General features: G+C 70.0%; 28 protein-coding genes. 15 read left to right on the forward strand and 13 right to left on the reverse strand.

Translation table 11 applies throughout. The features are described 5' to 3' along the window. Positions 1–121 precede the first annotated feature (121 nt). From GGR16_RS07145 to GGR16_RS07170, 6 genes are all read right to left on the reverse strand, one after another. Positions 122–1855, reverse strand: a complete 1734-nt coding sequence (locus GGR16_RS07145; protein WP_183316109.1) for an SLC13 family permease — start codon at positions 1853–1855, stop codon at positions 122–124. 107 nt (positions 1856–1962) lie between these two features. Beyond that, positions 1963–3060 carry a sulfate/molybdate ABC transporter ATP-binding protein gene (locus tag GGR16_RS07150; RefSeq protein ID WP_183316110.1) on the reverse strand — a complete coding sequence of 366 codons (1098 nt, stop codon included), beginning with the start codon at positions 3058–3060 and terminating at the stop codon, positions 1963–1965. 9 nt (positions 3061–3069) lie between these two features. After that, positions 3070–3948, reverse strand: coding sequence for a sulfate ABC transporter permease subunit CysW (gene cysW / locus GGR16_RS07155; protein ID WP_019404335.1), 879 nt, complete (start codon positions 3946–3948; stop codon positions 3070–3072). Next, positions 3938–4798, reverse strand: coding sequence for a sulfate ABC transporter permease subunit CysT (cysT, locus tag GGR16_RS07160; RefSeq protein WP_019404336.1), 861 nt, complete (start codon positions 4796–4798; stop codon positions 3938–3940). Before cysT ends, cysW begins: the two co-directional genes overlap by 11 nt. Position 4799: 1 nt before the next feature. Beyond that, the gene (locus GGR16_RS07165; protein ID WP_019404337.1) at positions 4800–5819 is read right to left on the reverse strand and encodes a sulfate ABC transporter substrate-binding protein; all 1020 of its coding nucleotides are present in this window, start codon (positions 5817–5819) and stop codon (positions 4800–4802) included. A gap of 116 nt (positions 5820–5935) precedes the next feature. Beyond that, complete coding sequence (locus GGR16_RS07170; RefSeq protein WP_183316111.1) at positions 5936–6385, reverse strand: RrF2 family transcriptional regulator; 450 nt, start codon at positions 6383–6385, stop codon at positions 5936–5938. Positions 6386–6566: 181 nt separating this feature from the next. On the opposite strand from GGR16_RS07170, the gene GGR16_RS07175 reads away from it, so the two are divergent. Genes GGR16_RS07175 through GGR16_RS07185 form a run of 3 tightly spaced genes read left to right on the forward strand, consistent with a single transcriptional unit; the run spans position 6567 to position 8669 of the window. Beyond that, positions 6567–7082: a DUF2231 domain-containing protein gene (locus GGR16_RS07175; RefSeq protein WP_246372845.1), complete on the forward strand. Its 516-nt coding sequence runs from the start codon at positions 6567–6569 to the stop codon at positions 7080–7082. A gap of 52 nt (positions 7083–7134) precedes the next feature. Next, positions 7135–8181, forward strand: a complete 1047-nt coding sequence (locus tag GGR16_RS07180) for a type III polyketide synthase (RefSeq protein ID WP_183316113.1) — start codon at positions 7135–7137, stop codon at positions 8179–8181. Continuing rightward, positions 8178–8669, forward strand: coding sequence for an isoprenylcysteine carboxyl methyltransferase family protein (locus GGR16_RS07185; RefSeq protein WP_019404341.1), 492 nt, complete (start codon positions 8178–8180; stop codon positions 8667–8669). Before GGR16_RS07180 ends, GGR16_RS07185 begins: the two co-directional genes overlap by 4 nt. 11 nt (positions 8670–8680) lie before the next feature. Here the strand turns inward: GGR16_RS07185 and GGR16_RS07190 are convergent, their stop codons facing one another. Together GGR16_RS07190 and GGR16_RS07195 are read right to left on the reverse strand one after the other, a co-directional pair. Then, positions 8681–10102, reverse strand: a complete 1422-nt coding sequence (locus GGR16_RS07190; protein ID WP_019404342.1) for an ATP-binding protein — start codon at positions 10100–10102, stop codon at positions 8681–8683. Beyond that, a complete protein-coding gene (locus GGR16_RS07195; protein WP_019404343.1) occupies positions 10099–10821 on the reverse strand; it encodes a response regulator in 723 nt (240 codons plus the stop codon). The genes GGR16_RS07190 and GGR16_RS07195 overlap by 4 nt, the downstream gene beginning before the upstream one ends. 332 nt (positions 10822–11153) lie before the next feature. On the opposite strand from GGR16_RS07195, the gene GGR16_RS07200 reads away from it, so the two are divergent. From GGR16_RS07200 to GGR16_RS07245, 11 genes are all read left to right on the forward strand, one after another. After that, the gene (locus GGR16_RS07200) at positions 11154–11537 is read left to right on the forward strand and encodes a c-type cytochrome (RefSeq protein ID WP_019404344.1); all 384 of its coding nucleotides are present in this window, start codon (positions 11154–11156) and stop codon (positions 11535–11537) included. Between the two features lie 140 nt (positions 11538–11677). Continuing rightward, positions 11678–11842 carry a hypothetical protein gene (locus tag GGR16_RS07205; protein ID WP_019404345.1) on the forward strand — a complete coding sequence of 55 codons (165 nt, stop codon included), beginning with the start codon at positions 11678–11680 and terminating at the stop codon, positions 11840–11842. 80 nt (positions 11843–11922) lie between these two features. Next, positions 11923–12390, forward strand: coding sequence for a (2Fe-2S)-binding protein (locus tag GGR16_RS07210; protein ID WP_055458249.1), 468 nt, complete (start codon positions 11923–11925; stop codon positions 12388–12390). Positions 12391–12401: 11 nt separating this feature from the next. After that, positions 12402–14567, forward strand: a complete 2166-nt coding sequence (locus GGR16_RS07215) for a xanthine dehydrogenase family protein molybdopterin-binding subunit (protein ID WP_183316114.1) — start codon at positions 12402–12404, stop codon at positions 14565–14567. A 39-nt stretch (positions 14568–14606) separates the two neighbouring features. Beyond that, positions 14607–14897, forward strand: a complete 291-nt coding sequence (locus tag GGR16_RS07220) for a c-type cytochrome (RefSeq protein ID WP_063186527.1) — start codon at positions 14607–14609, stop codon at positions 14895–14897. Positions 14898–14919: 22 nt separating this feature from the next. Then, positions 14920–16161 carry an FCSD flavin-binding domain-containing protein gene (locus tag GGR16_RS26210; RefSeq protein WP_343059609.1) on the forward strand — a complete coding sequence of 414 codons (1242 nt, stop codon included), beginning with the start codon at positions 14920–14922 and terminating at the stop codon, positions 16159–16161. Beyond that, positions 16158–16598: a sulfur oxidation c-type cytochrome SoxX gene (gene soxX / locus GGR16_RS26215; protein ID WP_050996761.1), complete on the forward strand. Its 441-nt coding sequence runs from the start codon at positions 16158–16160 to the stop codon at positions 16596–16598. Before GGR16_RS26210 ends, soxX begins: the two co-directional genes overlap by 4 nt. Before the next feature lie 3 nt (positions 16599–16601). After that, positions 16602–17075, forward strand: coding sequence for a SoxY-related AACIE arm protein (locus GGR16_RS07230; protein ID WP_183316115.1), 474 nt, complete (start codon positions 16602–16604; stop codon positions 17073–17075). Beyond that, positions 17072–17392, forward strand: coding sequence for a thiosulfate oxidation carrier complex protein SoxZ (gene soxZ / locus GGR16_RS07235; RefSeq protein WP_183316116.1), 321 nt, complete (start codon positions 17072–17074; stop codon positions 17390–17392). Before GGR16_RS07230 ends, soxZ begins: the two co-directional genes overlap by 4 nt. Beyond that, positions 17389–18171, forward strand: coding sequence for a sulfur oxidation c-type cytochrome SoxA (soxA, locus tag GGR16_RS07240; protein ID WP_183316117.1), 783 nt, complete (start codon positions 17389–17391; stop codon positions 18169–18171). The genes soxZ and soxA overlap by 4 nt, the downstream gene beginning before the upstream one ends. Positions 18172–18299: 128 nt before the next feature. Beyond that, positions 18300–18599, forward strand: a complete 300-nt coding sequence (locus tag GGR16_RS07245; protein WP_183316118.1) for a hypothetical protein — start codon at positions 18300–18302, stop codon at positions 18597–18599. Between the two features lie 23 nt (positions 18600–18622). On the opposite strand, the gene GGR16_RS07250 is transcribed toward GGR16_RS07245, so the two are convergent. The 3 genes from GGR16_RS07250 to GGR16_RS07260 all read right to left on the reverse strand — a co-directional run bounded on the left by GGR16_RS07250 (position 18623) and on the right by GGR16_RS07260 (position 20286). Continuing rightward, on the reverse strand, positions 18623–19075 hold the full coding sequence (locus GGR16_RS07250; RefSeq protein ID WP_183316119.1) for a pyridoxamine 5'-phosphate oxidase family protein: 453 nt from the start codon (positions 19073–19075) through the stop codon (positions 18623–18625). 103 nt (positions 19076–19178) lie between these two features. Next, positions 19179–19652: a Cys-tRNA(Pro) deacylase gene (ybaK, locus tag GGR16_RS07255; RefSeq protein WP_183316120.1), complete on the reverse strand. Its 474-nt coding sequence runs from the start codon at positions 19650–19652 to the stop codon at positions 19179–19181. Continuing rightward, positions 19618–20286, reverse strand: coding sequence for a TetR/AcrR family transcriptional regulator (locus tag GGR16_RS07260; protein ID WP_183316121.1), 669 nt, complete (start codon positions 20284–20286; stop codon positions 19618–19620). The genes ybaK and GGR16_RS07260 overlap by 35 nt, the downstream gene beginning before the upstream one ends. Positions 20287–20346: 60 nt before the next feature. Between GGR16_RS07260 and GGR16_RS07265 the strand changes: the two genes are divergently transcribed. Then, positions 20347–21267 (forward strand): alpha/beta hydrolase family protein, encoded by a 921-nt coding sequence (locus GGR16_RS07265; RefSeq protein WP_183316122.1) that lies wholly within the window; start codon positions 20347–20349, stop codon positions 21265–21267. Between the two features lie 12 nt (positions 21268–21279). Here GGR16_RS07265 and GGR16_RS07270 read toward each other — a convergent pair whose 3' ends face one another. Next, positions 21280–22278: a Gfo/Idh/MocA family oxidoreductase gene (locus tag GGR16_RS07270; protein WP_183316123.1), complete on the reverse strand. Its 999-nt coding sequence runs from the start codon at positions 22276–22278 to the stop codon at positions 21280–21282. 31 nt (positions 22279–22309) lie between these two features. Continuing rightward, entirely contained in the window at positions 22310–23485 is a 1176-nt protein-coding gene (locus GGR16_RS07275; RefSeq protein WP_040405479.1) for a Gfo/Idh/MocA family protein, read from the reverse strand. Position 23486: the final 1 nt, after the last annotated feature.

The following is a 23486-nucleotide window of genomic DNA, read 5'->3' on the forward strand; positions in this document are numbered from 1 at the left end:
TGTGCACCGACCGGGCATCAACGGCATCCCCGCTAGCTTGGATTGGATTGATTCCAAGATAGCGGCGCCGGTGCCAAACGCCAAGACGGACGTCGGCACCCGCTGCTCGTTGGCGATAACCTCACATCCAGAAAAAGGGGATGGCGAGAATGGCCGTCGCGCAGGCCGCGAGCGTCGCCGGCCAGCCGATGCGCAGGAAATCGGCGAAGCGATAGCCGGCGATGCCCATGACGATGGTGTTGTTGTGGTGCCCCACCGGCGTCAGGAAGTCGATCGAGGCACCGAGGGCGACGGCGATCAGGAAGGGCTCCGGCGGCAGGGCAGCAGCGCCGGCGATGTTCATGGCGATGGGCGCGAGGACGATCGCCGTCGAGGCATTGTTGACGAAGGGCGTGACGACGACCGCCAGCAGGAGCACGGCACCGATCATCACGAGCGGGTGCTCGCCCGGCAGGGCATGCATGAGGCCGTCGGCGAGCACCGCCGCAGCGCCCGTGGTCTCCACCGCCTGGCCGAGCGGGATCATGGCCGCCAGCATGATCAGGATCGGCCAGTCGAGTTCGGCAAGACCGCGCCGCAGGTTGAGGCTGCCGGCCGCCGCCAGCACAAGGACGACGCCGCCGAAGGCGAGCGGCGGGGCGGCGCCGAGAATGCACGCGACGACCCCCGCCGCGAAGATGCCGAGCGGCAGGCGGGACGTGCCGCCGTCCTCCGGGCGTTGCGGCGTCGGCCAGAGGGACAGCAGCTCCGTCTCCTCCACGGCCTCGTCGATCGCGTCGCGATCACCTTCGAGATAGAGGATGTCGCCGATGCTGAGCTGCAGGTCGTCGAAGCGGCCCTCGATGCGCGGCGTCTGCGCGGCGACGGCCAGGATGCGGATGCCCCGGCTGTGGAAGCTCTCCAGCGAGCGCAGGCGCGAGCCGACGAGCGTGCTCTCGGGCATGATCACGGCCTCGACCCGCTCGGGCCTGCCCGTCAGCGGGGCGGAGAACGGCAGGCGGGCCAGCATGCCTTCGGCGATCCAGTCACTGACGCGGGTGCTCTCGGCCTCGAGCAGCAGGATGTCGCCTACCTCGAGCTGCGCCTGGGGACGCCGCAGCACGTGGCGGTCATTGCGGATCAGGGCATGCACCCTGACCGGCAGCGCCGCGACGGCCGTGCCGACGAAGGCCGAGCCCGGCGGGATGACGGCTTCGGTGACGACCCGCCGCCGCATCTGCCCCGGATGGCCCGGCATACCGGCGCCCCCGTCGCGCAGCGCCCGCCCGGCCCAGAACACCGTCACGATCACCCCGGCCAGCATGACGGGCACGCCAGCATAGGCGAAGTCGAAGAAGGCGAAGGCCCGGCCGGTGCGTTCGCCGAGCTGCTGGGAGACGATCAGGTTGGCCGGCGTCCCGCTGAGCGAGCACAGGCCGCCGAGGAGCGCCGCGAATCCGACCGGCATCAACACCCGGCGCGGATCGAGCGCCGTGGCCCGGCAGACGCTAAAGACGACGGGGATCATCAGCGCCAGGGCGGCGATGTTGTTCATGAAGACGGAGATGACCGCCGTCACGGCGCACAGGATGGCGCTCGTGCTGCGGGTGCTCCACCCCGCGGCGCTGATGCGGCCGGCGAGCCCCGAGAAGAGGCCGGAACGACCGAGCACCTGCGCGATCAGCAGAAGCTCGACCACCGTCACGAAGGCCGGGCTGGAGAGGCCCGAGAAAATGGCCGGGGCAGGCAACAGCCCGGCGAGCGCGGCGAGCCCCAGGCCCGACAGCGCCACCACCTCCATGCGCAGCCTGTCGAGCGCGAAGACGACGAGCATGCCGACGAGGAGAAGAAGGATGCCCGCCTGCTCGAAACTCATGCCGCGCTGCCCCGCATGCCGCCTCGCCGTTGACGGACGAACGCCGTCGATCGCACCGATAGCACGGGGCACGGCCCGGGCGCGATGCGGCTGCGACGAAGGTGCGGTCAGCTGCCTGTCAGCGCATAGGCCGGCGGCACTGCTTCGGCCGTCTCCGCGGCCGCCGCGGCATCGGAATAGAAGCGCCACTTCGTCGGCCGGAAGGCGATGCGCCCCCCGAGCGCGACCGGCTGGTCGGCCGGCAGCTCGATCTCGACGCGTTCCCGGCCGCCGCCGACGGCGAGTTCCACGCGCCGGTTGCCGGCGACGCGGCGCACGGCCGAGACGATGCCGGCGATGCAGCCGCCGCAGCCGTCGACGAGCGTGATGTCGTGGGGCCGGAAATAGAGAGACCCCTGCCCGTCCGGAGCTCCGTCGGCCTTCAGCCCCGTCGCGCGGTCATCGAGCCAGATCGTGCCGTGCTCCGCCCGGGCGGCCAGCGTGCTCGAATCGCCGATGAAGCCATAGACGAAAGGCGACGTCGGCCGGTCGTAGACCTCGTCGGCGGTGCCCACCTGCTCGATGCGCCCCTCGCTCATCACGACGACGCGGTCGGCGAGTTCGAGCGCCTCCTCCTGGTCGTGCGTCACGAAGAGGCTGGTGTGGCCGGTCGCATCGTGGATCTCGCGCAGCCAGCGCCGCAATTCGCGCCGCACCTGGGCGTCGAGCGCGCCGAAAGGCTCGTCGAGAAGCAGCACCTGCGGCTCGATGGCAAGCGCGCGGGCGAGCGCCACGCGCTGCCGCTGGCCGCCCGAGAGCTGGTGCGGATAGCGCCGCTCCAACCCCGTGAGCTGCACGAGATCGAGCAGCTCCGACGCCCGGCGGCGGATCTCCCGGTCCGACGGGCGGGTGGCCGCCGGCCGCACCCGGAGGCCGAAGGCGATGTTGTCCGCCACCGTCATGTGCCGGAACAGGGCGTAGTGCTGGAAGACGAAGCCGACGTTGCGCTCCTGCACGCTGCGCCGCGAGGCATCCTCGCCGCCGAAGAAGATGGCGCCCCGCGTCGGCCGTTCGAGGCCGGCAATGAGGCGCAGCAGCGTCGTCTTGCCGGAGCCGGACGGGCCGAGCAGCGCCACGAGCTCGCCCGAGCGGATGTCGAGCGAGACATCCCGGAGCGCCGGGAATTGCTCGAAGGCCTTGCTGACGTTTCGGATGGAAAGGTCCATGGCTCGCTCCTAATGCGGGGCCGCGGCGCCGGCGATCGCGTGGCCGTAGCGCATTTCGAGGATTGTCTTGAGGACGAGGGTCACGAGCGCCAGCAGGGCGAGCAGCGAGGCGACGGCGAAGGCCGCGACGAAGTTGTACTCGTTGTAGAGGATCTCGACCTGCAGCGGCATCGTGTTGGTGAGGCCGCGCACGTGGCCGGAGACGACCGAGACCGCGCCGAACTCGCCCATGGCGCGCGCGTTGCAGAGCAAGACGCCGTAGAGCAGGCCCCACTTGATGTTGGGCAGGGTGACGTACCAGAAGGTCTGCCAGCCCGAGGCGCCGAGCGCGATGGCCGCCTCCTCGTCGCCGGTGCCCTGCTCCTGCATGAGCGGGATCAGCTCGCGCGCGACGAAGGGGAAGGTCACGAAGATCGTGGCGAGCACGATGCCCGGCACGGCGAAGAGGATCTCGATGCCATGGCTCTTGAGCCAGGGCCCGAGCGCGCTGCCGGCACCGAAGAGCAGCACGTAGACGAGGCCGGCGATGACCGGCGAGACCGAGAACGGCAGGTCGATCAGCGTCGTCAGGAAGGCCTTGCCCTTGAACTCGAACTTGGCGATGGCCCAGGCCGCCGCGACGCCGAAGACGAGGTTGCAAGGCACGGAGATGGCGGCGACGAGGAGCGTCAGCCGGATGGCGGCGAGCGTCTCCGGCTCGGCCAGAGCCGCGAGGAAGACGCCGGCGCCCCTCCTGAACGCCTCGACGAAGACGATGACGAGCGGCAGGAAGAGAAAGAAGGCGAGAAAGGCGAGGGCCACGGCGATCAGGATGCCGCGGGCGAGCGGGGTCTCTGTCGTCGGCCGCAGCGGCACGGTGGCGGCGGGGGCGTCGATATCAAGCGCCATAGCCGAATCTCCTGCGGCTCCAGGCCTGCACGAGGTTGATGACGAGCAGCATCACGAAGGAGATGGCGAGCATGACCGCCGCGATCGCCGTCGCCGCCGGATAGTCGTATTCCTCGAGCCGGATGACGATGAGGAGCGGTGCGATCTCCGACACATAGGGGATGTTGCCGGCGATGAAGATCACCGAGCCGTATTCGCCGACGGCGCGCGCGAAGGCGAGCGCGAAGCCCGTCAGGATCGATGGTGCGAGGCCCGGCAGGAGCACGCGGGAGATGGTCTGCCAGCGGCGCGCGCCGAGCGTCGCCGCGACCTCCTCGACCTCGCGGTCGATCTCCTCCATCACCGGCTGCACCGTCCGCACGACGAAAGGCAGGCCAATGAAGACGAGCGCGATGACGATGCCGACAGGCGTGAAGGCGACCTTGAAGCCGAGCGCGACGAGCGGCGCGCCGATCCAGCCGTTGGGCGCGTAGATCGCAGTCAGCGCGATGCCGGCGACGGCCGTCGGCAGGGCAAACGGCAGGTCGACCGCGGCATCGACGATGCGTCGGCCGGGAAAGCGGTAGCGCACCAGGACCCAGGCCACGATGACGCCGAAGACGACATTGACCGACGCCGCGACGAGCGAGGCGCCGAAGCTGATCTTCAGCGCCTGAACGGTGCGCTCGTCCGTAGCGATCGCCCAGAACTGCGGCCACCCCAGAGACGCCGAGCGCCAGACGACGCCGGCGAGCGGGATGAGGACGATGAGCGAGAGATAGACGAGGGCGAAGCCGAGCGTCAGCCCGAAGCCGGGCAGGACGCTCGGCCGGCGCCAGCGCCAGCGGGGAGCGGCAAGCACGAGCGACATGTCAGCGCCTCGGCTTGTAGACCTGGTCGAAGATGCCGCCGTCGCCGAAGAAGCGCGGCTGCACCTCCTTCCAGCCGCCGAAGTCGTCGATAGTGACGAGCTTCACCTCGGGGAAGCGCTTGAGATCCTCAGGATCGGCGGCCTCCGGCTTGGAGGGGCGGTAGAAGTGCTTCGCCGCCAGCCGCTGGCCGACATCCGAATAAAGATAGTCGAGATAGGCCTCGGCGACCTTGCGCGTGCCCTTGGCATCGACATTGCCGTCGACGAGAGCGACCGGAGGCTCGGCCTTGATCGAGATCGACGGCACGACGATCTCGAAGGCGTCCGGCCCGAGTTCCTCGAGCGAGAGGAACGCCTCGTTCTCCCAGGCGAGCAGCACGTCGCCGAGGCCGCGCTGCACGAAGGTCGTCGTCGAGCCGCGCGCCCCGGTGTCGAGCACGGGCACGTGGCGGAAGAGTTCCGTGACAAAGGCCTGGACCTTGGCCTCGTCGCCGCCGAAGGCTTCGCGCGCGTAGGCCCAGGCGGCGAGGAAATTCCAGCGCGCGCCGCCCGAGGTCTTCGGATTGGGCGTGATGACCTCGACGCCGTCCTTCACCAGGTCGCCCCAGTCCTTGATCCCCTTGGGATTGCCCTTGCGCACCAGGAAGACGATGGTCGAGCTGTAGGGCGCGCTGTTGTTGGCGAGCCGCCCGCGCCAGTCCGGCGGGATCTTGCCGGTGCGCTGCGCGATGGCGTCAATGTCCGCTTCGAGCGCGAGGCTGACGACGTCCGCCTCGAGCCCGTCTATGACGGCCCGCGCCTGGGCGCCGGAGCCGCCGTGCGAGGTGCGGATCGTCACCGTTTCGCCCGTATCCGCCTTCCACTTCTCGGCGAAAGCGGCATTGAACGCCCGGTAGAGCTCGCGCGTCGGATCATAGGAGACGTTGAGGATGGTGGTGTCGGCGAGCGCCATACCGATGCCACCGAACTGGACCATGGTGGCAAGAGCGGCGGTGAACAGGAACGTGTTGCGGTTGGCCATGAGATGTCTCCGCACTTCCTAATCCCTATCGGATTAGTCGTGTATTGGAATTCAACTTCCCGCCGCGATCAAGTCCCTTCAATCTACAAAAATATTATGTGTAACCGCCCGCCGGCCTAGCTTGCGAGGTGCCGCAGGCCGTCCGGCACCTCTTCCGCGAGGCTATCAGCGATCGTGGTGCCGTCGAGAACCTCGCGTGTGGCCGTGGCGACGCGGGCGAAGACCCGGCGGATCTCGCAGGCTTCCTCGTCCCGGCAATCTTCGCAGCGCCGGTAGGCGATGCGGCTGAGGCAGGGCAGCGGCGCGATCGGCCCGTCGACGATGCGCAGGATCTCGCCGAACGTGATCTCGTCCGCCCGCTTCAGGAGCATGTAGCCGCCGAATTTTCCCCGGCGGCTCGCCACGATGCCGTGATGCTTGAGATCGAGGAGGATCTGCTCGAGGAACTTGCGCGGAATGCGCTCCTCCTCCGCGATGTCGCCGATCATGCGCGAGCCGCCCGGCTCGTCCGCCTTGGCGAGGGCGACGAGAGCTCTCAGGGCATATTTGGCCTTCTGCGAGATCATCGTGGCGTCGGATGCCTCCGGGCAGGTGCGCTCTGCGGGAGCGCGCGATCCATCCTTATTCTCTATCGCTTCGGTCGTCTTTCGATCAAGGGGCCCGTGACCCGCTGGCGCCCATCCGGGAACATAGGCGGGAGCCCGACCGTTGGATGGCGGAACAATGTCGAAGCCGCAGGAGGACGCGATGGATCCGCATTATGCAACGGGAAGCGGCAGCGCCGCTGCCGTCGGGCGCCATCCGATCCACCCTCTGCTCGTCCCCTTGCCCATCGGCCTGCTGATGGGCGCGCTGGTCGCCGACATCGTCTTTGCCATGACCCAGGATCCCTTCTGGGCACGAGGGGCCTATTGGCTGCTCGTCGGCGGTGGCGTCACCGGTGTCCTCGCCGGCGCCGCGGGCCTGGTGGAGCTCCTCGGCGTCCGCCGCGCGCGCCGGCTCGGCATCGCCTGGGCGCACGGCCTCGGCAACCTCGCCGTCCTCGTCCTGACAGGCGTGAACATCTATATTCGCACGGGTGCCCCCGAGGCGGCCGTCGTCCCGGCTGGTCTCGCACTGTCCGCCGTCGTCGTCCTCGGCCTCGGCGTCACCGGCTGGCTCGGCGGCGAGATGACCTATCGCCACGGCATCGGCGTCACCCGCAGGCTCGGCGCTCCCCAGGAAGCTCCCCCGGGAACTCCCCAGGGACATCCGGCCGAATAGGCGCCGAGCCTCGCCGCGATCAACGCTCGGCAACGGGTGACCGGAGTCCGCCATGGCCAATGTCAGCCTGTTGTCGACCGCCACCGCCGTCCCGCCCTACACCCTCTCCCAGGAGGAGATCGCGCGCGCCGCCTGCGAGGTCTTCGCCCCGCAGATGCCCGACTTTGCGCCGCTCGCCGCAGTCTTCCACACGGCCGGCATCACCAAGCGCCACGTCACACGGCCCCTCCAGTGGTTCCTCGAACCGCGCGGCTGGGCCGAGCGTAACGCGGCCTATCTCGACATGGCCTGCGACCTTTTCGTGGAAGCCGCCGGGACCGCGCTCGCGAGGGCCGGGATCGCGCCGCAGGACGTCGGCACCGTGGTCACCGTCTCCTCGACGGGCATTGCCACGCCGACGCTCGAGGCCCGTGTCGCCGGTCGGCTCGGGCTGCGGCCGGATGTCGAGCGCGTGCCGCTCTTCGGCCTCGGCTGCGCCGGCGGCACCTCGGGCCTGTCGGTGGCGGCACGCCTTGCCGGCTCCCGCCCCGGCGAGGTCGTGCTCATGGTGACCGTCGAGCTCTGCAGCCTCGCCTTCCGGCTCGACAAGCTGACGAAGGAAAACATCGTCGCCACCGCCCTCTTCGGCGACGGGGCGGCCGCCTGCGTCCTCGCCGCAGACCGCGACGGCCTGGCCGTCATCGAGGCCTCTGGCCAGCACACCTGGCCGGACACGCTCGACATCATGGGGTGGAAGGTCGAGACGGAGGGCTTCGGGGTCATCTTCGACCGCTCGATCCCGCCCTTCGCCGAGGAGAATGCCGCCGCCGCCATCGGCACCATCCTGGCGCGGGGTGGCCTCGCGCTCACCGACATCGACCGCTTCATCTGCCATCCGGGCGGCGCCAAGGTGGTCACGGCGCTGGAAGCCTCCCTCGGGCTCGCGCCCGGCAGCCTCGATGCGGAGCGCGACGTCCTCGCCGGCTACGGCAACATGTCCGCCCCCACCGTCTTCTTCGTGCTGGAGCGCATCCTCGCCCGCGGCCTGCCGCCGCGCGCCGCCCTCACCTCCATGGGACCGGGCTTTTCGGCGAGCTGCGTCGCGCTGCGCGCCGCATGACGCCGGCGGTCGTCATCCTCGCCCTCGTCACCGCCCAGCGGCTCGCAGAGCTGTGGCTCGCCCGGCGCAACACGCGCCGCCTCCTCGCTCGCGGCGGCCGGGAGCACGCGGCCGGCCATTATCCGCTCATCGTGCTGCTGCATGCCGCCTGGCTCGCGGGGCTCTGGCTCCTCGCCCGCGACGCGCCGCTCGCTCTGCCCTGGCTCGCCGTCTTCCTTGCCCTGCAGGGGCTGCGCATCTGGATCATCGCGACGCTCGGGGAGCGATGGACGACGCGCATCATCGTCCTGCACGGAACGCCGCTCGTCCGCTCCGGCCCCTTCCGCCTCATGGCGCATCCGAACTACGCGGTGGTCGCGGCCGAGATCGCCGTGCTGCCGCTCGTCTTCGGTCTCGGCTGGTATGCGCTCGTTTTCTCGCTGCTCAACGCCGCCGTTCTCGCCATCCGCATCCGCGCCGAGAACGCCGCCCTGCGTTCGGTGGCCTGACGGCGGCTGCCTCAGCCGACCCGCGGCAGGCTGATGACTGCCCTGAGGCCGCGCTGGCGGTTGGTGAGCACGACGTCGCCGCCATGATGGCGGGCGATGGCGCGGGCGATCGACAGGCCGAGGCCGACCCCGCCGGTCTCGCGGTTGCGCGAGCGCTCCATGCGGAAGAAGGGGGCGAAGACGCGCTCCACATCCTCGCGCGGGATGCCCGGCCCGTCGTCCTCGATGACGATATCGATGTTCTCGCCCGAGCGGTCGAGGTGGACACGCGCGCGCTCGCCGTAGCGGACGGCATTCTCGACGAGGTTGCGGATGGCCCGGCGCAGCGCGTCGGGCCGGCAGCGGTATCGGATCCTGGCGCCATCGACGAAGGTGACGTCCTGGCCGAGCTCGGCGAGGTCGTCGCACAGGCTTTCCACGAGCGCCGAGAGATCGACCGTGCGCGTCGCCTCGACGGTCGCTTCCTCGCGGGCGAAGGCGAGTGCCGCTTCCGTCATGGTCTGCATCTCGCCGATCGTGTTCAGCATCTTCTCCTGCACCTCGGTGTCGGAGACGAATTCGGCGCGCAGCCTGAGCGACGTCAGCGGCGTGCGCAGGTCGTGGCCGATGGCCGCGAGCATGCGCGTGCGATCCTCGACGAAGCGCTGCAGGCGCTCCTGCATGCGGTTGAAGGCAACTGCCGTCTGGCGGATGTCGTCCGGCCCGGATTCCGGCAGCGGCGGCACGGATTCCCCGCGCCCGAGGGCCTCCGCCGCGACCGCGAGCCGGCGCATGGGCCGGGCGATGCCGCGCGCGACGACGATGGCGATGACCGACAGCACCCCGGCGGTGATGGCGAGCGAGACCATCGACTGCGAGGTCCAGATCGAGCCCGGCATGGACTTGGCATAGGCCGCGTTGAGCCATGTGCCGGTGTCGAGCCCCACGGCGAGCCCCATGCCGTTGCCGTCGTCGAAATAGAGGAACTTCGCCGGCCGCGACAGCGGCCAGGCATGGGCCGGCAGGTTGACCCAGGGGCCCGGTGCGTCTGCGGCGATGGCGGCGATGTTGCCCGCCCTCACCTCCTCGACGCCCTGCGGCGTCGGCGGCGCCTTCGGGCGGCGCATCAGGGTCGGCAAGGGCGTGGCGAGCCGCCGCTGCGCGTCGCGCTGCCAGGCAAGCGTGTCCGCCGGCTCGTCACCCGAGACCCAGAAGCGCGTATAGGCCGTGGCGCTGGCGCTCAGGATGTCCTCCTTGAGCGAAGCGGGCGTCGCCTCGAGCACGCGGGCGAGCGAGGCCGCGCGGCTCAAGAACTCGCTCTTGGCCGCGGCCTTCAGCGCCTGGCTGCGCTCGTCCCAGGAGATCAGGAAGCCGATCCCCTGCGACAAGGCGAGCGCCAGCAGCATCAGGACGATGATCTGGGCAGCGAGGCTGCGCGCCCACAAGCGGCTCATGCCTCCTCCACTTCGGCGGCGAAACTGTAGCCGCCACCCCAATGGGTCTTGATCAGCATCGGGTTCTTCGGATCGGATTCGATCTTCTTGCGCAGGCGGCTGACCTGGTTGTCGATGCTGCGGTCGAAGCTCTCGGCCACGCGCCCCACCGTCAGGTCGAGCAGCTGGTCGCGGCTCAAGACCATGCCGACATGGTCGAGGAAGGCCTTGAGCAGGCGGAACTCGGCCGTGCTCAGGGCAATCGCGACGCCGTCCTCGCCGACGATCTCGCGCCGCCCGACATTGAGCACCCAGCGGTCGAAACGCAGTGTGCGCGCCTGCAGCCGGTCGCGCCGCTGCGGCGGCAGGCTGTTGACGCGCCGCAGCACCGCCTTGATGCGGGCGAGCAGCTCGCGCGGGTTGAACGGCTTCGTCAGATAGTCGTCGGCGCCGATCTCGAGGCCGATGATGCGGTCCGTCTCCTCCGCCATGGCCGTGAGGAGGATGATCGGCAGGTCGGTCGTGCTGCGCAGCTGCCGGCAGACGCTGAGCCCGTCCTCGCCCGGCATCATGATGTCGAGCACGACGAGGTCAGGCGCGCTGCGTTCGAGCAGCCGGCGCAGGGCAGCGGCATTCTCGGCCACGCTGATGCGATAGCCGTGCTGGGCGAGGTACTTGCCGACGAGATCACGGATGTCGCGATGGTCGTCGACGACGGCGATGTGCGGTGTCGGTTCCATGGAGCGCTCCACGCCCCCTAGATACGTTAGCCGGCCGCTGCCGCGCTCGAAAAAAGTGTAACAGAATGTAGCCGCACGAGCCCGGCAGCTGATCCGGGCCGGGCGCCTGCAGCAATCCGGCGGCACGTCGCTGTCCATGCGGCCCGGCTCCTGCAACCCGCGGCCAGCGATACATTTAGCGACAAAAAGGGCGGGCCCGCGGCAAAGTTCTGCGACAAGCCCTGCCCATCCTGCGGCCATCGATCGGCGGCCGCCATCCAGTCTTTCCCTCGCGGCCGCGTCTCCCAAGCCCGGTATCCGGGCGCACCTGCATGAATCGCGAGAGGAAACGGATGATCGCGCGAAGGATCGCCATCGCCACCCTTACCCCCTTGTTCCTCGTGCCGCTTCCCGCCGCGGCGCAACAGGCCGCCCCCGACGGCGAGCGGCTGTTCCGCACCCGCTGCGCCTCCTGCCACAGCACCGACCCCGGGCAGAACCGCATCGGCCCGCACCTCGCCGGCGTCCTCGGCCGCGATGCGGGCAGCATCGACGGCGCCCGCTATTCGCAGGCGCTCAAGGCGGCGGACATCGTCTGGGACGAAACCACGCTCGACAGCTATCTCGCGGACCCGCGCGGGCGCGTGCCCGGCACCACGATGACGGTCGCCCTGCGCAACGACAGCGAGCGCGCCGCCGTCATCGCCTATCTGCGCGACCTGCCGGCGGCGAAGTGAACCCGTGAACGCGGCCGCCGAATGTAACGGAATGTGTCGAGGAGCCCATTCCGTGACAGGCCGCGACAAAGGCCGTCGGCAGAGACAACCTTCTGCGACAGCTGCGCCCTAGGCTTCTCTCGTCAACCCTGGAGGAACCCATGATGAAGCACATCGCAGCGGCTGTCGCCGCCCTCGGGCTCGCCGCCTTCGCCACCGGAGCCCTTGCCCAGGGGCAGGGCTGCGCCTGGCAGGCGTCCGCCGGCGTGGACAAGGAGGCGCCGGCCCAGTCCGCCGCGGCCTCCACGGCCGACAAGAAGAGCTGATCGCGGCTCGGCCGGCACGCGCTTGTCGCCCACCGGCGCGTGCCGGCGCCCTCCGCCCTTTCGCCCGAAGGAGTTCCTCCATGGCCCGCCTGACCATCAACGGCACTCAGCGTGACATCGACGTCGAGCCCGATACGCCCCTGCTCTGGGTGTTGAGGGAACAGGCCGGGCTGACCGGCACCAAATACGGCTGCGGCGTTGCCCAGTGCGGCGCCTGCACGGTCCATATCGACGGCGTCGCCACCCGCTCCTGCGTCATGCCGGTGAGTGCGATCGAGCCCGAGCAGCAGATCGTCACCATCGAGGGCCTGTCTCCCGACGGCTCGCACCCCGTGCAGAAGGCCTGGCTCGCCCTCGACGTGCCGCAGTGCGGCTACTGCCAGGCGGGCATGATCATGGCCGCCGCCTCGCTCATCGCCCAGAACCCGAGCCCGACCGACGCCGACATCGACGCCGAGATCACCAACATCTGCCGCTGCGGCACCTACAACCGCGTGCGGGCCGCCATCAAGGCCGCGGCCGACGGCAGCGCCACGAGCAACGGCTGAGGAGGCGAACCATGACGATCGTTCAGAGCGTATCGCGCCGCAATTTCCTCGTCGGCTCCGCGGCCGCCCTCGGGGGCCTTTCCCTCGGCTTCCACCTGCCCCTGCCCGGCAAGGCGCTCGCCGCCGACGCCGCGCCCGAGATCAACGCCTGGGTGGTGGTGAAGCCGGACGAGACCGTGGTGATCCGCATCGCCCGCTCGGAGATGGGCCAGGGCACCCTCACCGGCCTCGCCCAGCTCGTCGCCGAGGAGCTCGATTGCGACTGGGCGCGGGTGACCACCGAATATCCGACGCCCGGCGAGAACCTCGCCCGCAGCCGCGTCTGGGGCAACTTCTCGACCGGCGGCAGCCGGGGCATCCGGGAATCGCACGACTACGTGCGCCAGGGCGGCGCCGCCGCCCGGCAGATGCTGATCGCCGCCGCAGCCGCCGAATGGGGCGTGCCGGCCGCCGAATGCACGACCGACAAGGGCACCATCACCCATGCCGCGAGCGGCCGCTCGACCACCTACGGCAAGGTGGCGGACGCGGCCGGCCGCATGACGCCTCCCGCCGAGGTGACGCTGAAGGATCCGAAGGACTGGACCATCGCCGGCCAGCCGCTGCCGCGGCTCGACACGGCCGACAAGCTGACCGGCAAGCAGATCTACGGCACCGATCTCCAGCTCGACGGCATGCTGAACGCCGCCATCAAGGCCTGCCCGGTCTTCGGCGGCAAGGTCCAGAGCTTCGATGCGGCGGCCGTCGCCGACATGCCCGGCGTGCGCAAGGTGGTGCAGGTCGGGGAGACGGCGGTCGCCGTCGTCGCGGACACCTGGTGGCGCGCCAAGACGGCGCTCGACGCCCTGCCGATCGTCTGGGACGAGGGACCGAACACGGGCGTCACCAGCGCCACCATCGCCTCGATGCTCGAAGAGGGGCTCGACGCGGACGAGGCCTTCATCGGCAACCAGGCGGGCAATGCGCGTGAGGCGCTCGCCGGCGGGGCGAAGACGGTCTCGGCCGTCTATGGCTTCCCCTACCAGAACCACGCCACCATGGAGCCGATGAACGCGACGGCCCTCTACACCCCCGAGAAATGCGAGGTGTGGGTGCCGACGCAGAACGGCGAGGCGAGCCTCGCCGCGGCGGCCGAGGCCTCCGGCCTGCCCGTCAACCAGTGCGAGGTCTACAAGATCCACCTCGGCGGCGGCTTCGGCCGGCGCGGCATGCAGGACTACGTCACGCAGGTCGTCCACATCGCCAAGGAGTTCCCCGGCACGCCGGTGAAGCTCATCTGGTCGCGCGAGGAGGACATGCTGCAGGGACGCTACCACCCCGTCACGCAGGGCAAGCTCACCGGCACGCTCGATGCCGATGGCAATCTGACAGCGCTGCACATGCGCATCTCGGGCCAGTCGATCCTCGCCGCCGTCATGCCCCAGCGCATGCAGGACGGCATGGATCCGATCATCTTCCAGGGGCTCACGGCCGACAGCCCGGAAGGGCATCTCGGCTACACGATCCCGAACCTCCTCATCGATCACGCCATGCGCAACCCGCCGGTGCCGCCCGGCTTCTGGCGGGGCGTCAACCTCAACCAGAACGCCATCTATCTCGAGTGCTTCCTGGATGAACTCGCCCATGCGGCCGGGCAGGATCCCCTCGCCTTCCGCCGCAAGCTGATGGCGAACCATCCGAAGCACCTCGCCGTGCTCAATGCCGTGGCCGAGCGCATCGGCTGGGAAGAGCCGGCGCCCGAGGGCCGCCACCGCGGCCTTGCCCAGATCATGGGCTTCGGCAGCTATGTGGCGGCGGCGGCGGAGGTCTCGGTGGCGGATGGCCGGCTCAGGATCCACCGCATCGTCGCGGCGACCGATCCCGGCCACGCTGTCAATCCGGCCCAGATCGAGCGCCAGGTCGAAGGTTCCTTCGTCTACGGCCTCTCGGCCTGCCTCTATGGCGAATGCACCGTGAACGGCGGACGCATCGAGCAGGAGAACTTCGACACCTACGACGTGATGCGCATGGCGGACATGCCGGCGGTGGAGACCATCGTCATGCCGTCCGGCGGCTTCTGGGGCGGCGTCGGCGAGCCGACCATCGCGGTCGCCGCGCCGGCCGTGCTCAACGCCATCTTCGCGGCGACGGGCAAGCGCATCCGCCAGCTGCCGCTGAAGAACCACTCGCTCGTGTGAGCGGTGGCGTCCGTGGCCACCACGCGCCATCGCCGCCTGATGCGCGGAGGGCTTGCCCTCCTCGCCGCCCTCTGGGCCGCAAGCCCCCACGCGGCCCAGAGGGCGCCGCTGCCGGCACCGGCCGGCGCCACCGCCTGTTCGGGCTGCCACGCCCCCGCGGGCAACGGCCCGGTCCCGGGCCTTGCCGGCCGGCCCGCCGCCGAGATCGCGGCCGCCATGGCGGCCTTCCGCAGCGGCGAGCGGCCGGCCACCGTCATGGATCGCATTGCGAAGGGCTTTTCGGATGAGGAAGCGCGCGCCATCGCCGAGTGGATCGCGGCCGGGCCGTAGCACGGTCAGCCGCAGGACGGTGGTGGCGGGGCTCGCCGCCGGCACCGCCGCGCTCGCGGCCCCGCGCGTTCTCGCCCAGGCCCCGCCCCATGTCGCCGTCGTCGGCGGCGGCTTCGCGGGGGCGAGCGCGTCCCGCGCCCTGAAACGGCAGGGCACCGACATCCGCGTCACGCTCGTCGAATCCAAGGCACGCTATGCGGCCTGCCCGTTCAGCAACGCCGTCCTCGCCGGCCTGCGCGACCTCGACGCCCAGTATTTCGGCTATGACGGCATGAAGCGCGACGGCATCGACGTCGTTGCCGCGAGCGCAACCGCGATCGATGCCGAAGCCCGCCGGCTGCGGCTCGACGACGGTTCCGACCTCGCCTTCGACCGCCTCATCCTCGCGCCCGGCATCGACCTGATGCTCGACGCGATCCCCGGCTATGGCGCCTCGGGCGCGGAAGTGATGCCGCATGCCTGGCAGGCTGGTGAGCAGACGGCGCTGCTGCGCCGGCAGCTCGAAGCCATGGACGACGGCGGCCTCGTCGTCATCGCGGCGCCGGCCAATCCGTTCCGCTGTCCGCCCGGCCCCTACGAGCGGGCGAGCCTCGTCGCCCATTACCTGAAGGCGCACAAGCCACGCTCCAAGCTCCTCATCCTCGACGCCAAGGATAGCTTCTCGAAGCAGCGCCTCTTCGAGGAGGCCTGGGAGGAGCTCTATCCGGGCCTGATCGAATGGGTCTCGCTGTCCTTCGGCGGCCGGGTGACGGAGGTCGACGCCGCAACGAAGACGCTGACGACCGAGTTCGGCAGCCACCAGGCGGCCGTCGCCAACGTCATCCCGCCGCAACGCGCCGGCGCCATCGCCGCGGCCGCCGGCGTCGCCGACCGCACCGGCTGGTGCCCGATCGATCCCGTCACCTTCGAATCCCGGCTCCGGCCCGGCATCCACGTCATTGGCGATGCGGCCATCGCCGGCGCCATGCCGAAATCCGCCTTCTCGGCCAATGCCCAGGCGAAGGCCTGCGCCGCCGCCGTCGCCACCCTGCTTGCGGGCGGGCAGCCGGCTGCGCCGAAGCTCATCAACACCTGTTACAGCCTCGCCGCGCCCGACTATGGCATCTCCATCGCCGGCGTCTACGAGCCGCGCGAGGGCCTTCTCGCCGAAGTCGCGGGCGCCGGCGGCGTGAGCCCGCTCGATGCCCCCGCCGATGTCCGCGCCAGCGAGGCGGTCTATGCCGAAGCCTGGTTCGACACCATCACGGGCGAAGTCTTCGGATGAGGTGGTGGAACAGCCTTTGCGTGCTCGCGATGCTCGCCCCGCCTGCGGCGGCCGAGCCGCTGCGGCCTTACGTGGTGGAGGGTGACGCCATTACCCGCTCCCTCACCGGCCGCCCCGGCGATGCGGAGAACGGCCGGCGCCTCGTCATGGACCGGCACAGGAGCCTGTGCATCCTCTGCCATGCGGCACCCTTGCCCGATCCGCACCTGCAGGGAACCCTCGCTCCGACGCTCGCCGGCGCCGGCAGCCGCCTGAGCGAGGGGCAGATCCGCCTGCGCGTCGTCGACATGAAACGTCTCGTCCCTGACAGCATCATGCCGGCCTATTATCGCACCGGCGGGCTCGCGCAGGTCGCCGCCTCGTTCCGCGACCGGCCGATCCTGACGGCCGAGGAGATCGAGGATGTCGTCGCCTTCCTCGTCACGCTGAAGGAGTGAGTCATGCGGGACAAAGCGACCACCAGCGGCCTCCGCCGGCGCGACCTCGTCGCCGGCGGTGCGGTGCTGGCCCTCACGCTCGTCGCGCCGCGCACTGCCCGCGCCCGCCCCTCGCTGGAGGAGGCCATCCGCGCCTTCACCGGCGGCGCCGCCGTGAAGACCGGGCGGGTGCAGCTCGCGGTGCCGCCACTCGTCGAGAACGGCAATGCGGTCGGCCTCTCGGTCAAGGTCGAGAGCCCGATGAGCGAGACCGACCACGTGCGGCGCATCGCCCTGTTCAACGAGAAGAACCCGCAGGCGGACGTCGCGGTGTTCCACATCGGCCCGCGGGCGGGGCGCGCCGAGGTCGCAACGCGCATCCGCCTCGCCACCTCCCAGACCGTCGCGGCCATCGCCGAGATGAGCGACGGCAGCTTCTGGTCGCATCGCGCCGACGTGATCGTGACGCTGGCGGCCTGCGTCGAAGACCTCCTATGACCCGCGCCCTCATCAATGCGCCGAAGACGGCGCGCCGCGGCGAGATCATCGAGATCCGAGCCATGCTCGCCCACCCGATGGAGACCGGCTTCCGCACGGGCACCATGGGCAAGGCGATCCCGCGCGACATCATCAACCGCTTCGTCTGTACCTGGAACGGCGAGGAGATCTTCTCCGCCGACCTCTTCCCGGCGATTGCGGCCAACCCCTATCTCGCCTTCACCGCGGTCGCGACCGACAGCGGCACCATCGCCTTCGCCTGGACCGGCGACGACGGCGAGACGCGCACGGCGGAGACGGAGATCACGGTGACATGACGGGGCGCGCGCCGCGTCTTCTCGCCGGCCTCCTTGCCGCCTGCCTTGCGGGCTCGTCAGCCCCTGCCGGCGATATGCTCGACAAGCGCTCGGGCGCCGACTTCATGAGCCCCGAAAACCGCGCCATGCAGGCGGACGACATGAGCAATCCCGGCATGTTCGCGGTCCTCGACGGCGAAGAGCTGTGGAACCGCCCCGAAGGCGCGAACGGGCGCAGCTGTGCCGGCTGCCACGGCGAGGCCGCAACGAGCATGCGCGGCGTCGCCACCCGCTATCCTGCGTTCGACGAAAGAAGCGGCCGCCCCATCGACCTTGCCGGCCGCATCGGCGAGTGCCGCCGGACGCGGCAGGAGGCGTCGCCCCTGCCGCACGAGAGCCCGGAGCTCATCGCGCTGACGGCCTATGTCGCCCACCAGTCACGCGGCATGCCGATCAGCCCGCCGCAGGACGAGCGGCTGGCCCAGTTCCGCGAGAATGGCCGCCGGCTCTACGAGCGGCGCATCGGCCAGCTCGACCTCTCCTGCGCCTCCTGCCACGACGCGCGCTGGGGCGAGCGCCTCGGCGGCAGCGTCATGCCCCAGGGCCATCCGACGGCCTATCCGCTCTACCGGCTGGAATGGCAGGCCGTCGGCTCCCTGCAGCGGCGCCTGCGCAACTGCATGATCGGCGTGCGCGCGGAAGCCTTCGCCTTCGGCGCGCCGGAGCTCATCGAGCTCGAGCTCTACCTCATGGAACGGGCGGCGGGCCTCACTGTGGAGACGCCGGGGGTTCGCCCCTGAGGAAATGTTTGTCGAGATGTCGCAAGCCCGGGAGCCGACACGCCCTGTGACAAAATCGGCCCCTGACGGGCAAAGTTCTGCGACGGCAGGCCCCGACAATGCGGCCGCTTCATCACCGAGGAGCCGTCATGAGCAGCCGCCTGCCTTTCCACGACGACGAGGCCTTCGCGAGCTGGTCCGAGATCAGTGACCATCTCGCCGCCAATCCCGTCGACACCGTGCTCAACACGCTCGTTCTCTTCAGCGTCGCCGTCCTCTTCGTCGTTGGTCTCTTCGCGGGCCCCAGGAGCGACTGGAGCCCGGCCCACGCGGAGCCGGCGAGCTTCTTCGGTCCGGCCAAGACCGACGAGAGCTGGCGGCCGGCGCCGAACAAGCAGGAACTCCTGTCATCGTGGTCGTGCGAGGGCCGGTCCCCCCTCACCATCTGAGAAAGCTGCGCCCGCCGGATCCGTCAGCAGGTGACGAGATCCGTGTGCCCGAAGCCCCTGGAATAGTCGAGCACTGAGATGACTGTCGGCGTCAGCCGGAAGATGCGCACGTCGTCCGGCGTCGGCATGGGAAACGGCAGGGGCCCCTGCTCGGGATATTTCTGCGGCAGGAGGGCGAGGACCTTCTCGGCTTCGGCCCGATCCGTCACGAGATGGGCATGGGCCGCCATGGAGAGGCCCGAGATCGCCATCAGATCCGACGTGTCGTGGTCGATCGTCAGCGACACGCGGTCGTCGGCGGCAAGGTTTGCCGCCTTCTGGCTGTCGGGCCCGCAGAGGAAGTAGAGCGTGAGGCCGTCGTTCACATAGCCCACCGTGGTCGCCTGGGGCCAGCCGTCCGGCCTGAGCGTGGCGACCGTCATGATGCGATGCTCGTCGAGCAAGGCCAGTATCGTCTTCCTGATCGCTTCGTCCATCGATCGCCTCTCGCGCTGAAGGGCACCGGCGAAGAACGAGCATAGCGGCCCCGCCTGCCCTCCCGCCTTGACCGGCATCAACCGGAATGCGCGGCTCGCGGCGTCAGGCGATCACCGGCGCGACGCGGGCATCGAGCAGCGCGATCACGTCCTGCGGCCTCAGCTGCACCTGCAAGCCGCGCTGGCCGCCGTTGACATAGACGAGATCATGGGCGAGCGCCTGCTCCTCGACGGCGGCGGGCACCTTCCGCATCTGCCCGAAGGGGCTGATGCCGCCCACCTTGTAGCCGGTTATCCGTTCGGCATCCGCCGGCTTCATCATCTGCGCCGACTTGCCGCCGAAGGCGGCGGCGAGCTTCTTCATCGACACCTCGTGGTCCGAGGGCACGATCACGCACACGGGCTTGCCGTCGACGTGCGCCATCAGCGTCTTGAGCACGCGAGCGGGCGCCTCGCCCAAGGCTTCGGCCGCCTGCAGGCCGGTGCTCTCGGCATCGGGATCATAGGCGTAGCTGTGCAGCGTGAAGGCGATGCCCGCCCCTTCAAGCATCTTCGTCGCGCGCGTCGCCTTCGACATCCGGGTCTCCTGCAGTGATCGGGGCGCCGTTCGGCCCCTCCTTCTCGCGGCCGGTGGCGAGCCTTGCCCGCACCAGGCTGGCCGCCGCCGCGCCGGCCGCTTCCATATAGGCGGGGTCGCGGTGGAGCAGCACGACGGAGAAGGCCCCGTCGATGAGCAGGATGACCTGTCGCGCGAGCTGCCGGGCATCCGTTCCCTCGATGCCGGCATCCACGAACACGCCGCACAGCCAGTCCTCCACCCGCTTCTTGTGCGCGCGGCCGGCGACGATGGCCGGATGGCCCGGCATGTTGATGAGCTCCACCGACGTGCGCAGGAAGCCGCAGCCCTTCCACTTCGGGTGGCGCGCCGAGCGGGCGAGGTTATGGAAGATCGCCTCCACCTTGTCGGCGACGTTTCCCGCGGCCTCGTCGAACCATTGTCTGAACACGACGAGATTGGGCTGGTCGCGCGTCTCCAGATAAGCCGCGATCAGGTCGTCCTTGCTGCGGAAGTGATAGTAGAGCGTGCGCTTGGTGACGCCGGCCTTCGCAGCGACGGCATCGACGCTGACGGCGCGGATCCCTTCGCCGTGGAAAAGCTTCACCGCCGCCTTGATGATGCGCTCGCGCGTCGTGACCGACCTTTCGCCCATGCCCCAACGTATACCGACCAGTGAATATACACAACGCGCCCCGCCCCCTATCCTCCCTGCATGAACGAGCGAGCCCATTTTCCTTCTGTCGAGGACGGCGAGGCCTGCGAGATCGTCTGCACGGACGGCGTGCGGCTCGGCGCCCGCCTCTGGCCAGCGCGCGCGGACAGCGCCGGCAGCGTCATCATCAATCCGGCCACGGGCGTCCTCGCGCGCTATTACCACCGCTATGCCCGCTTCCTCGCTGGGCACGGCTTCGAGGTGCTGACCTACGACTATCGCGGCATCGGCACCTCGCGGCCGCAAAGGCTGAAGGGCTGCGGCTATCGCTGGCGCGACTGGGGCGAGCGCGACATGGACGCCGCCATCCGCCTGATGCACGCCCGCCGGCGGACGGGACCGCTGATCGTGGTCGGCCACAGCATCGGCGGCTTTCTGCCCGGCCTTGCGCGCAGCGCCCCGCTGGTCGACCGGATGCTGACCGTCGGTGCCCAATATGCCTGGTGCGGCGATTATGCGCCGGAGCGGCGCTTCGCCCTGTTCCTCAAATGGCACGTCCTCATGCCGGCCCTGACGGCGGTCTGCGGCTATTTTCCCGGCCGCCGCCTCGGCTGGCTGGAGGACCTGCCGGCCGGCGTCGCCACCGAGTGGAGCTTCCGCCGCCCCCGCTTCGAGCAGAGCCACCCGCGGGCCGAGCAGCCCGACGTCCTCGCGCGCATGGCGGCGGTGACGGCGCCGATCCTCGCCGTCACCATGGCGGACGACGAATTCGGCACCGTGCCGGCGATCCGCCGCGCGCTCGGCTATTACACCAGCGCCACGCGAACCGCCGTGCGTCTCGCCCCCGCCGATTACGGCCGGGAGGCCATCGGCCATTTCGGCCTGTTCCACGACAGCCACGCCTCGGGCTTCTGGCTCGACACGCTCCTGTGGCTGCGCGACGGCCGCAATCCCTGGCCCGGACGTGTCATTGCGGTCTGAACCGGCGCTGCGTCAGACGCCTTCCCAGGCCTCGCTCTTCGCCGACCGGTAGAGCGCATCGAGGATGCGCATGTTGGTGACGGCATCCTCGATGCCGGCCGCGAGCGGCGCGACGCCTCGCACGGCCCGGGAGAAGGCCTCGCCCTGCAGCGTGTACTGGTCGCAGGGCGCGATCGCGACGACCCGCGCCGCCGCATCGTCATGCGCGGCGCCGTTGTCGACGAGGATGCGCGTGCCCTCCCCCTGCGGCGCATTGAAGGGGATGCGGATCTCGATGCGCCCCTTCGTGCCGAGCACCTCGACGCGCTGGAAGGGCACGAGTTGGGTCGAGACCGAGAAGACGAGCTGGCGCTCGCCGCCGAAATCGGCAAGGCCGCTCGACAGACGGTCGGTGCCGAAGACGGGGTCGCGCTCGATGAGGCTGACCACGCGCTGCGGCTCCGCCTCGAACAGGTAGCGCCCGCTGACCACGGCGTAGCAGCCGATGTCGTAGAGCGCGCCGCCGCCGATCTCCGCCATGTTGCGGATATTGGCCGGATCGGCATTGAAATAGGAGAAGAGCACGTTGACGAGGCGCAGTTCGCCGATCTCGCCGGCGCGGACCATGTCGCGCACGGCGAGCCACTGCGGGTGATGGCGGATCATGAAGGCCTCGGCGACGAGGACCTTGTCCGCCACCGCCTCGAGCTGCCGCGCCTCGGCGGCATCGAGCGCGATGGGCTTCTCGCACAGGACATGCTTGCCCGCCGCCGCGGCGGCGAGCGTCAGCGGCACGTGCAGGTGGTTGGGCAGCGGATTGTAGACGGCTTCGATCTCCGGATCGGCCAGCAGCTCCTCGTAGGAGCCGTAGGCCCGCTCGATGCCGAGCGTCGACGCCATGGCGCGAGCCGCCTCGAGATCGCGCGAGGCGACCGCCACGACCTTGCACGACGGGCTCTTCATCATGGCGGGCACGACCTTCTCCCGGCCGATCCTGGCCGTGCTCAGGATGCCCCAGCGAACAGGCTCCACGGACCCATCTCCCTTGTTGGCCGCCCGCGCGTCAGGCGGCGCTCGCCGTCTCCGGCAGCCCCTTCCACAGCGCGCCGGCGGCATCTTCCTCGAGGGCCGGCGGCCGGTCGAGCGCCGTGGTGATGGCGATCGCCTGCCCGGTCGCGGCGGATTCGAGGATGCGGTGCATCACTTCGAGCACGTGCAGCGCGAGCCGTCCCGTCGAGCGGTGGGGCGTGCCGGCGAGCGCGGCGCTGGCAAGATCGGCGAGGCCGAGCGCCCGGTAGTTCGCCCTGTCCGGCATCTCCGGCGGCCAGTTGGGCGCGCGCCAGTTGGGTGCTCCGAGCGCCAGGGCGCCGGCATCGTGGCCCCGCCACTCGCCGCCCCGCTCGGTGGTCTCCACCACGCCCCCGAAGAAGTTCGGGTCCGGCACGCGCATGGAGCCTTCCGTGCCGTAGAGCTCGATGGCGGGATGGCCGTGCTTCCACACATCCCAGCTCATGGTGAAGGTCACCTGGGCGCCGGAAGCGAATTCGATCAGCGCCATGACGCTCGTCGGCGTCTCGACGGTGATGCGCTCGCCCTTGCGCGGCGATTCCGCCGTCACGACCCGCTCGGGAAAACCGATGCTCGCCATGGCGAAGACCCGGGCCACGGGCCCCACGAGATTGATGAGCGCCGACAGGTAATAGGGCGCCATGTCGAGGATCGGCCCGCCGCCCGGCTTGAAGAAGAACTCCGGATCCGGATGCCAGTGCTCCATGCCGTGCGACATCAGGAAGGCGGTGCCGGACAGGATCCGCCCCACCGCCCCCTCGTCCACCAGCTTGCGGGCGAGTCGCCCGCCCGCGCCGAGGAAGGTGTCGGGCGCGCAGCCGAGCAGGAGCCCCCGCGCCTCGGCTTCGTCGACGAGCTTGCGCCCCTGCGCGAAATCGACCGCGAGCGGCTTCTCCGAGAAGACGTGCTTGCCGGCTTGGAGCGCCGCGAGCGAGACGCCGAAATGCGCAGCGGGAACGGTGAGGTTGACGACGAGGTCGATGTCCTCGCTGGCGAGGAGCTGGTCCACGCTCATCGCCTCGATGCCGGCGGAGGCGGCCTTCGCCTGCGCCACCTCCGGCCGCATGTCGGCGCAGGCGCGCAGGGTGAGGCCGCGGTAGGCGAGGATGTTCTTCAGATAGATGCCGGAGATGACGCCGCAGCCGACGATGCCGACGTTGAGACTGGCCATG

It is taken from the genome of Chelatococcus caeni (genome assembly GCF_014196925.1).
Taxonomy (GTDB): domain Bacteria; phylum Pseudomonadota; class Alphaproteobacteria; order Rhizobiales; family Beijerinckiaceae; genus Chelatococcus_A; species Chelatococcus_A caeni.

Bases quoted from the DNA above. Each gene is read 5' to 3' on its own strand.
- GGR16_RS07180 (WP_183316113.1), top strand. From the start codon at position 7,135: ATGGCCAATGTCAGCCTGTTGTCGACCGCCACCGCCGTCCCGCCCTAC.
- soxA (WP_183316117.1), top strand. From the start codon at position 17,389: ATGACGGGGCGCGCGCCGCGTCTTCTCGCCGGCCTCCTTGCCGCCTGC.
- GGR16_RS07190 (WP_019404342.1), bottom strand. From the start codon at position 10,102: ATGAGCCGCTTGTGGGCGCGCAGCCTCGCTGCCCAGATCATCGTCCTG.
- GGR16_RS07200 (WP_019404344.1), top strand. From the start codon at position 11,154: ATGATCGCGCGAAGGATCGCCATCGCCACCCTTACCCCCTTGTTCCTC.
- GGR16_RS07245 (WP_183316118.1), top strand. From the start codon at position 18,300: ATGAGCAGCCGCCTGCCTTTCCACGACGACGAGGCCTTCGCGAGCTGG.
- GGR16_RS07260 (WP_183316121.1), bottom strand. From the start codon at position 20,286: ATGGGCGAAAGGTCGGTCACGACGCGCGAGCGCATCATCAAGGCGGCG.
- GGR16_RS07275 (WP_040405479.1), bottom strand. From the start codon at position 23,485: ATGGCCAGTCTCAACGTCGGCATCGTCGGCTGCGGCGTCATCTCCGGC.
- GGR16_RS07165 (WP_019404337.1), bottom strand. From the start codon at position 5,819: ATGGCCAACCGCAACACGTTCCTGTTCACCGCCGCTCTTGCCACCATG.
- GGR16_RS07210 (WP_055458249.1), top strand. From the start codon at position 11,923: ATGGCCCGCCTGACCATCAACGGCACTCAGCGTGACATCGACGTCGAG.
- GGR16_RS07150 (WP_183316110.1), bottom strand. From the start codon at position 3,060: ATGGACCTTTCCATCCGAAACGTCAGCAAGGCCTTCGAGCAATTCCCG.
- GGR16_RS07230 (WP_183316115.1), top strand. From the start codon at position 16,602: ATGCGGGACAAAGCGACCACCAGCGGCCTCCGCCGGCGCGACCTCGTC.
- GGR16_RS07250 (WP_183316119.1), bottom strand. From the start codon at position 19,075: ATGGACGAAGCGATCAGGAAGACGATACTGGCCTTGCTCGACGAGCAT.
- GGR16_RS07185 (WP_019404341.1), top strand. From the start codon at position 8,178: ATGACGCCGGCGGTCGTCATCCTCGCCCTCGTCACCGCCCAGCGGCTC.
- soxX (WP_050996761.1), top strand. From the start codon at position 16,158: ATGAGGTGGTGGAACAGCCTTTGCGTGCTCGCGATGCTCGCCCCGCCT.
- soxZ (WP_183316116.1), top strand. From the start codon at position 17,072: ATGACCCGCGCCCTCATCAATGCGCCGAAGACGGCGCGCCGCGGCGAG.
- GGR16_RS07215 (WP_183316114.1), top strand. From the start codon at position 12,402: ATGACGATCGTTCAGAGCGTATCGCGCCGCAATTTCCTCGTCGGCTCC.
- GGR16_RS07170 (WP_183316111.1), bottom strand. From the start codon at position 6,385: ATGATCTCGCAGAAGGCCAAATATGCCCTGAGAGCTCTCGTCGCCCTC.
- cysT (WP_019404336.1), bottom strand. From the start codon at position 4,798: ATGTCGCTCGTGCTTGCCGCTCCCCGCTGGCGCTGGCGCCGGCCGAGC.
- GGR16_RS07205 (WP_019404345.1), top strand. From the start codon at position 11,678: ATGATGAAGCACATCGCAGCGGCTGTCGCCGCCCTCGGGCTCGCCGCC.
- GGR16_RS07195 (WP_019404343.1), bottom strand. From the start codon at position 10,821: ATGGAACCGACACCGCACATCGCCGTCGTCGACGACCATCGCGACATC.
- cysW (WP_019404335.1), bottom strand. From the start codon at position 3,948: ATGGCGCTTGATATCGACGCCCCCGCCGCCACCGTGCCGCTGCGGCCG.
- GGR16_RS07145 (WP_183316109.1), bottom strand. From the start codon at position 1,855: ATGAGTTTCGAGCAGGCGGGCATCCTTCTTCTCCTCGTCGGCATGCTC.
- GGR16_RS07175 (WP_246372845.1), top strand. From the start codon at position 6,567: ATGGATCCGCATTATGCAACGGGAAGCGGCAGCGCCGCTGCCGTCGGG.
- GGR16_RS07265 (WP_183316122.1), top strand. From the start codon at position 20,347: ATGAACGAGCGAGCCCATTTTCCTTCTGTCGAGGACGGCGAGGCCTGC.
- ybaK (WP_183316120.1), bottom strand. From the start codon at position 19,652: ATGTCGAAGGCGACGCGCGCGACGAAGATGCTTGAAGGGGCGGGCATC.
- GGR16_RS07220 (WP_063186527.1), top strand. From the start codon at position 14,607: ATGCGCGGAGGGCTTGCCCTCCTCGCCGCCCTCTGGGCCGCAAGCCCC.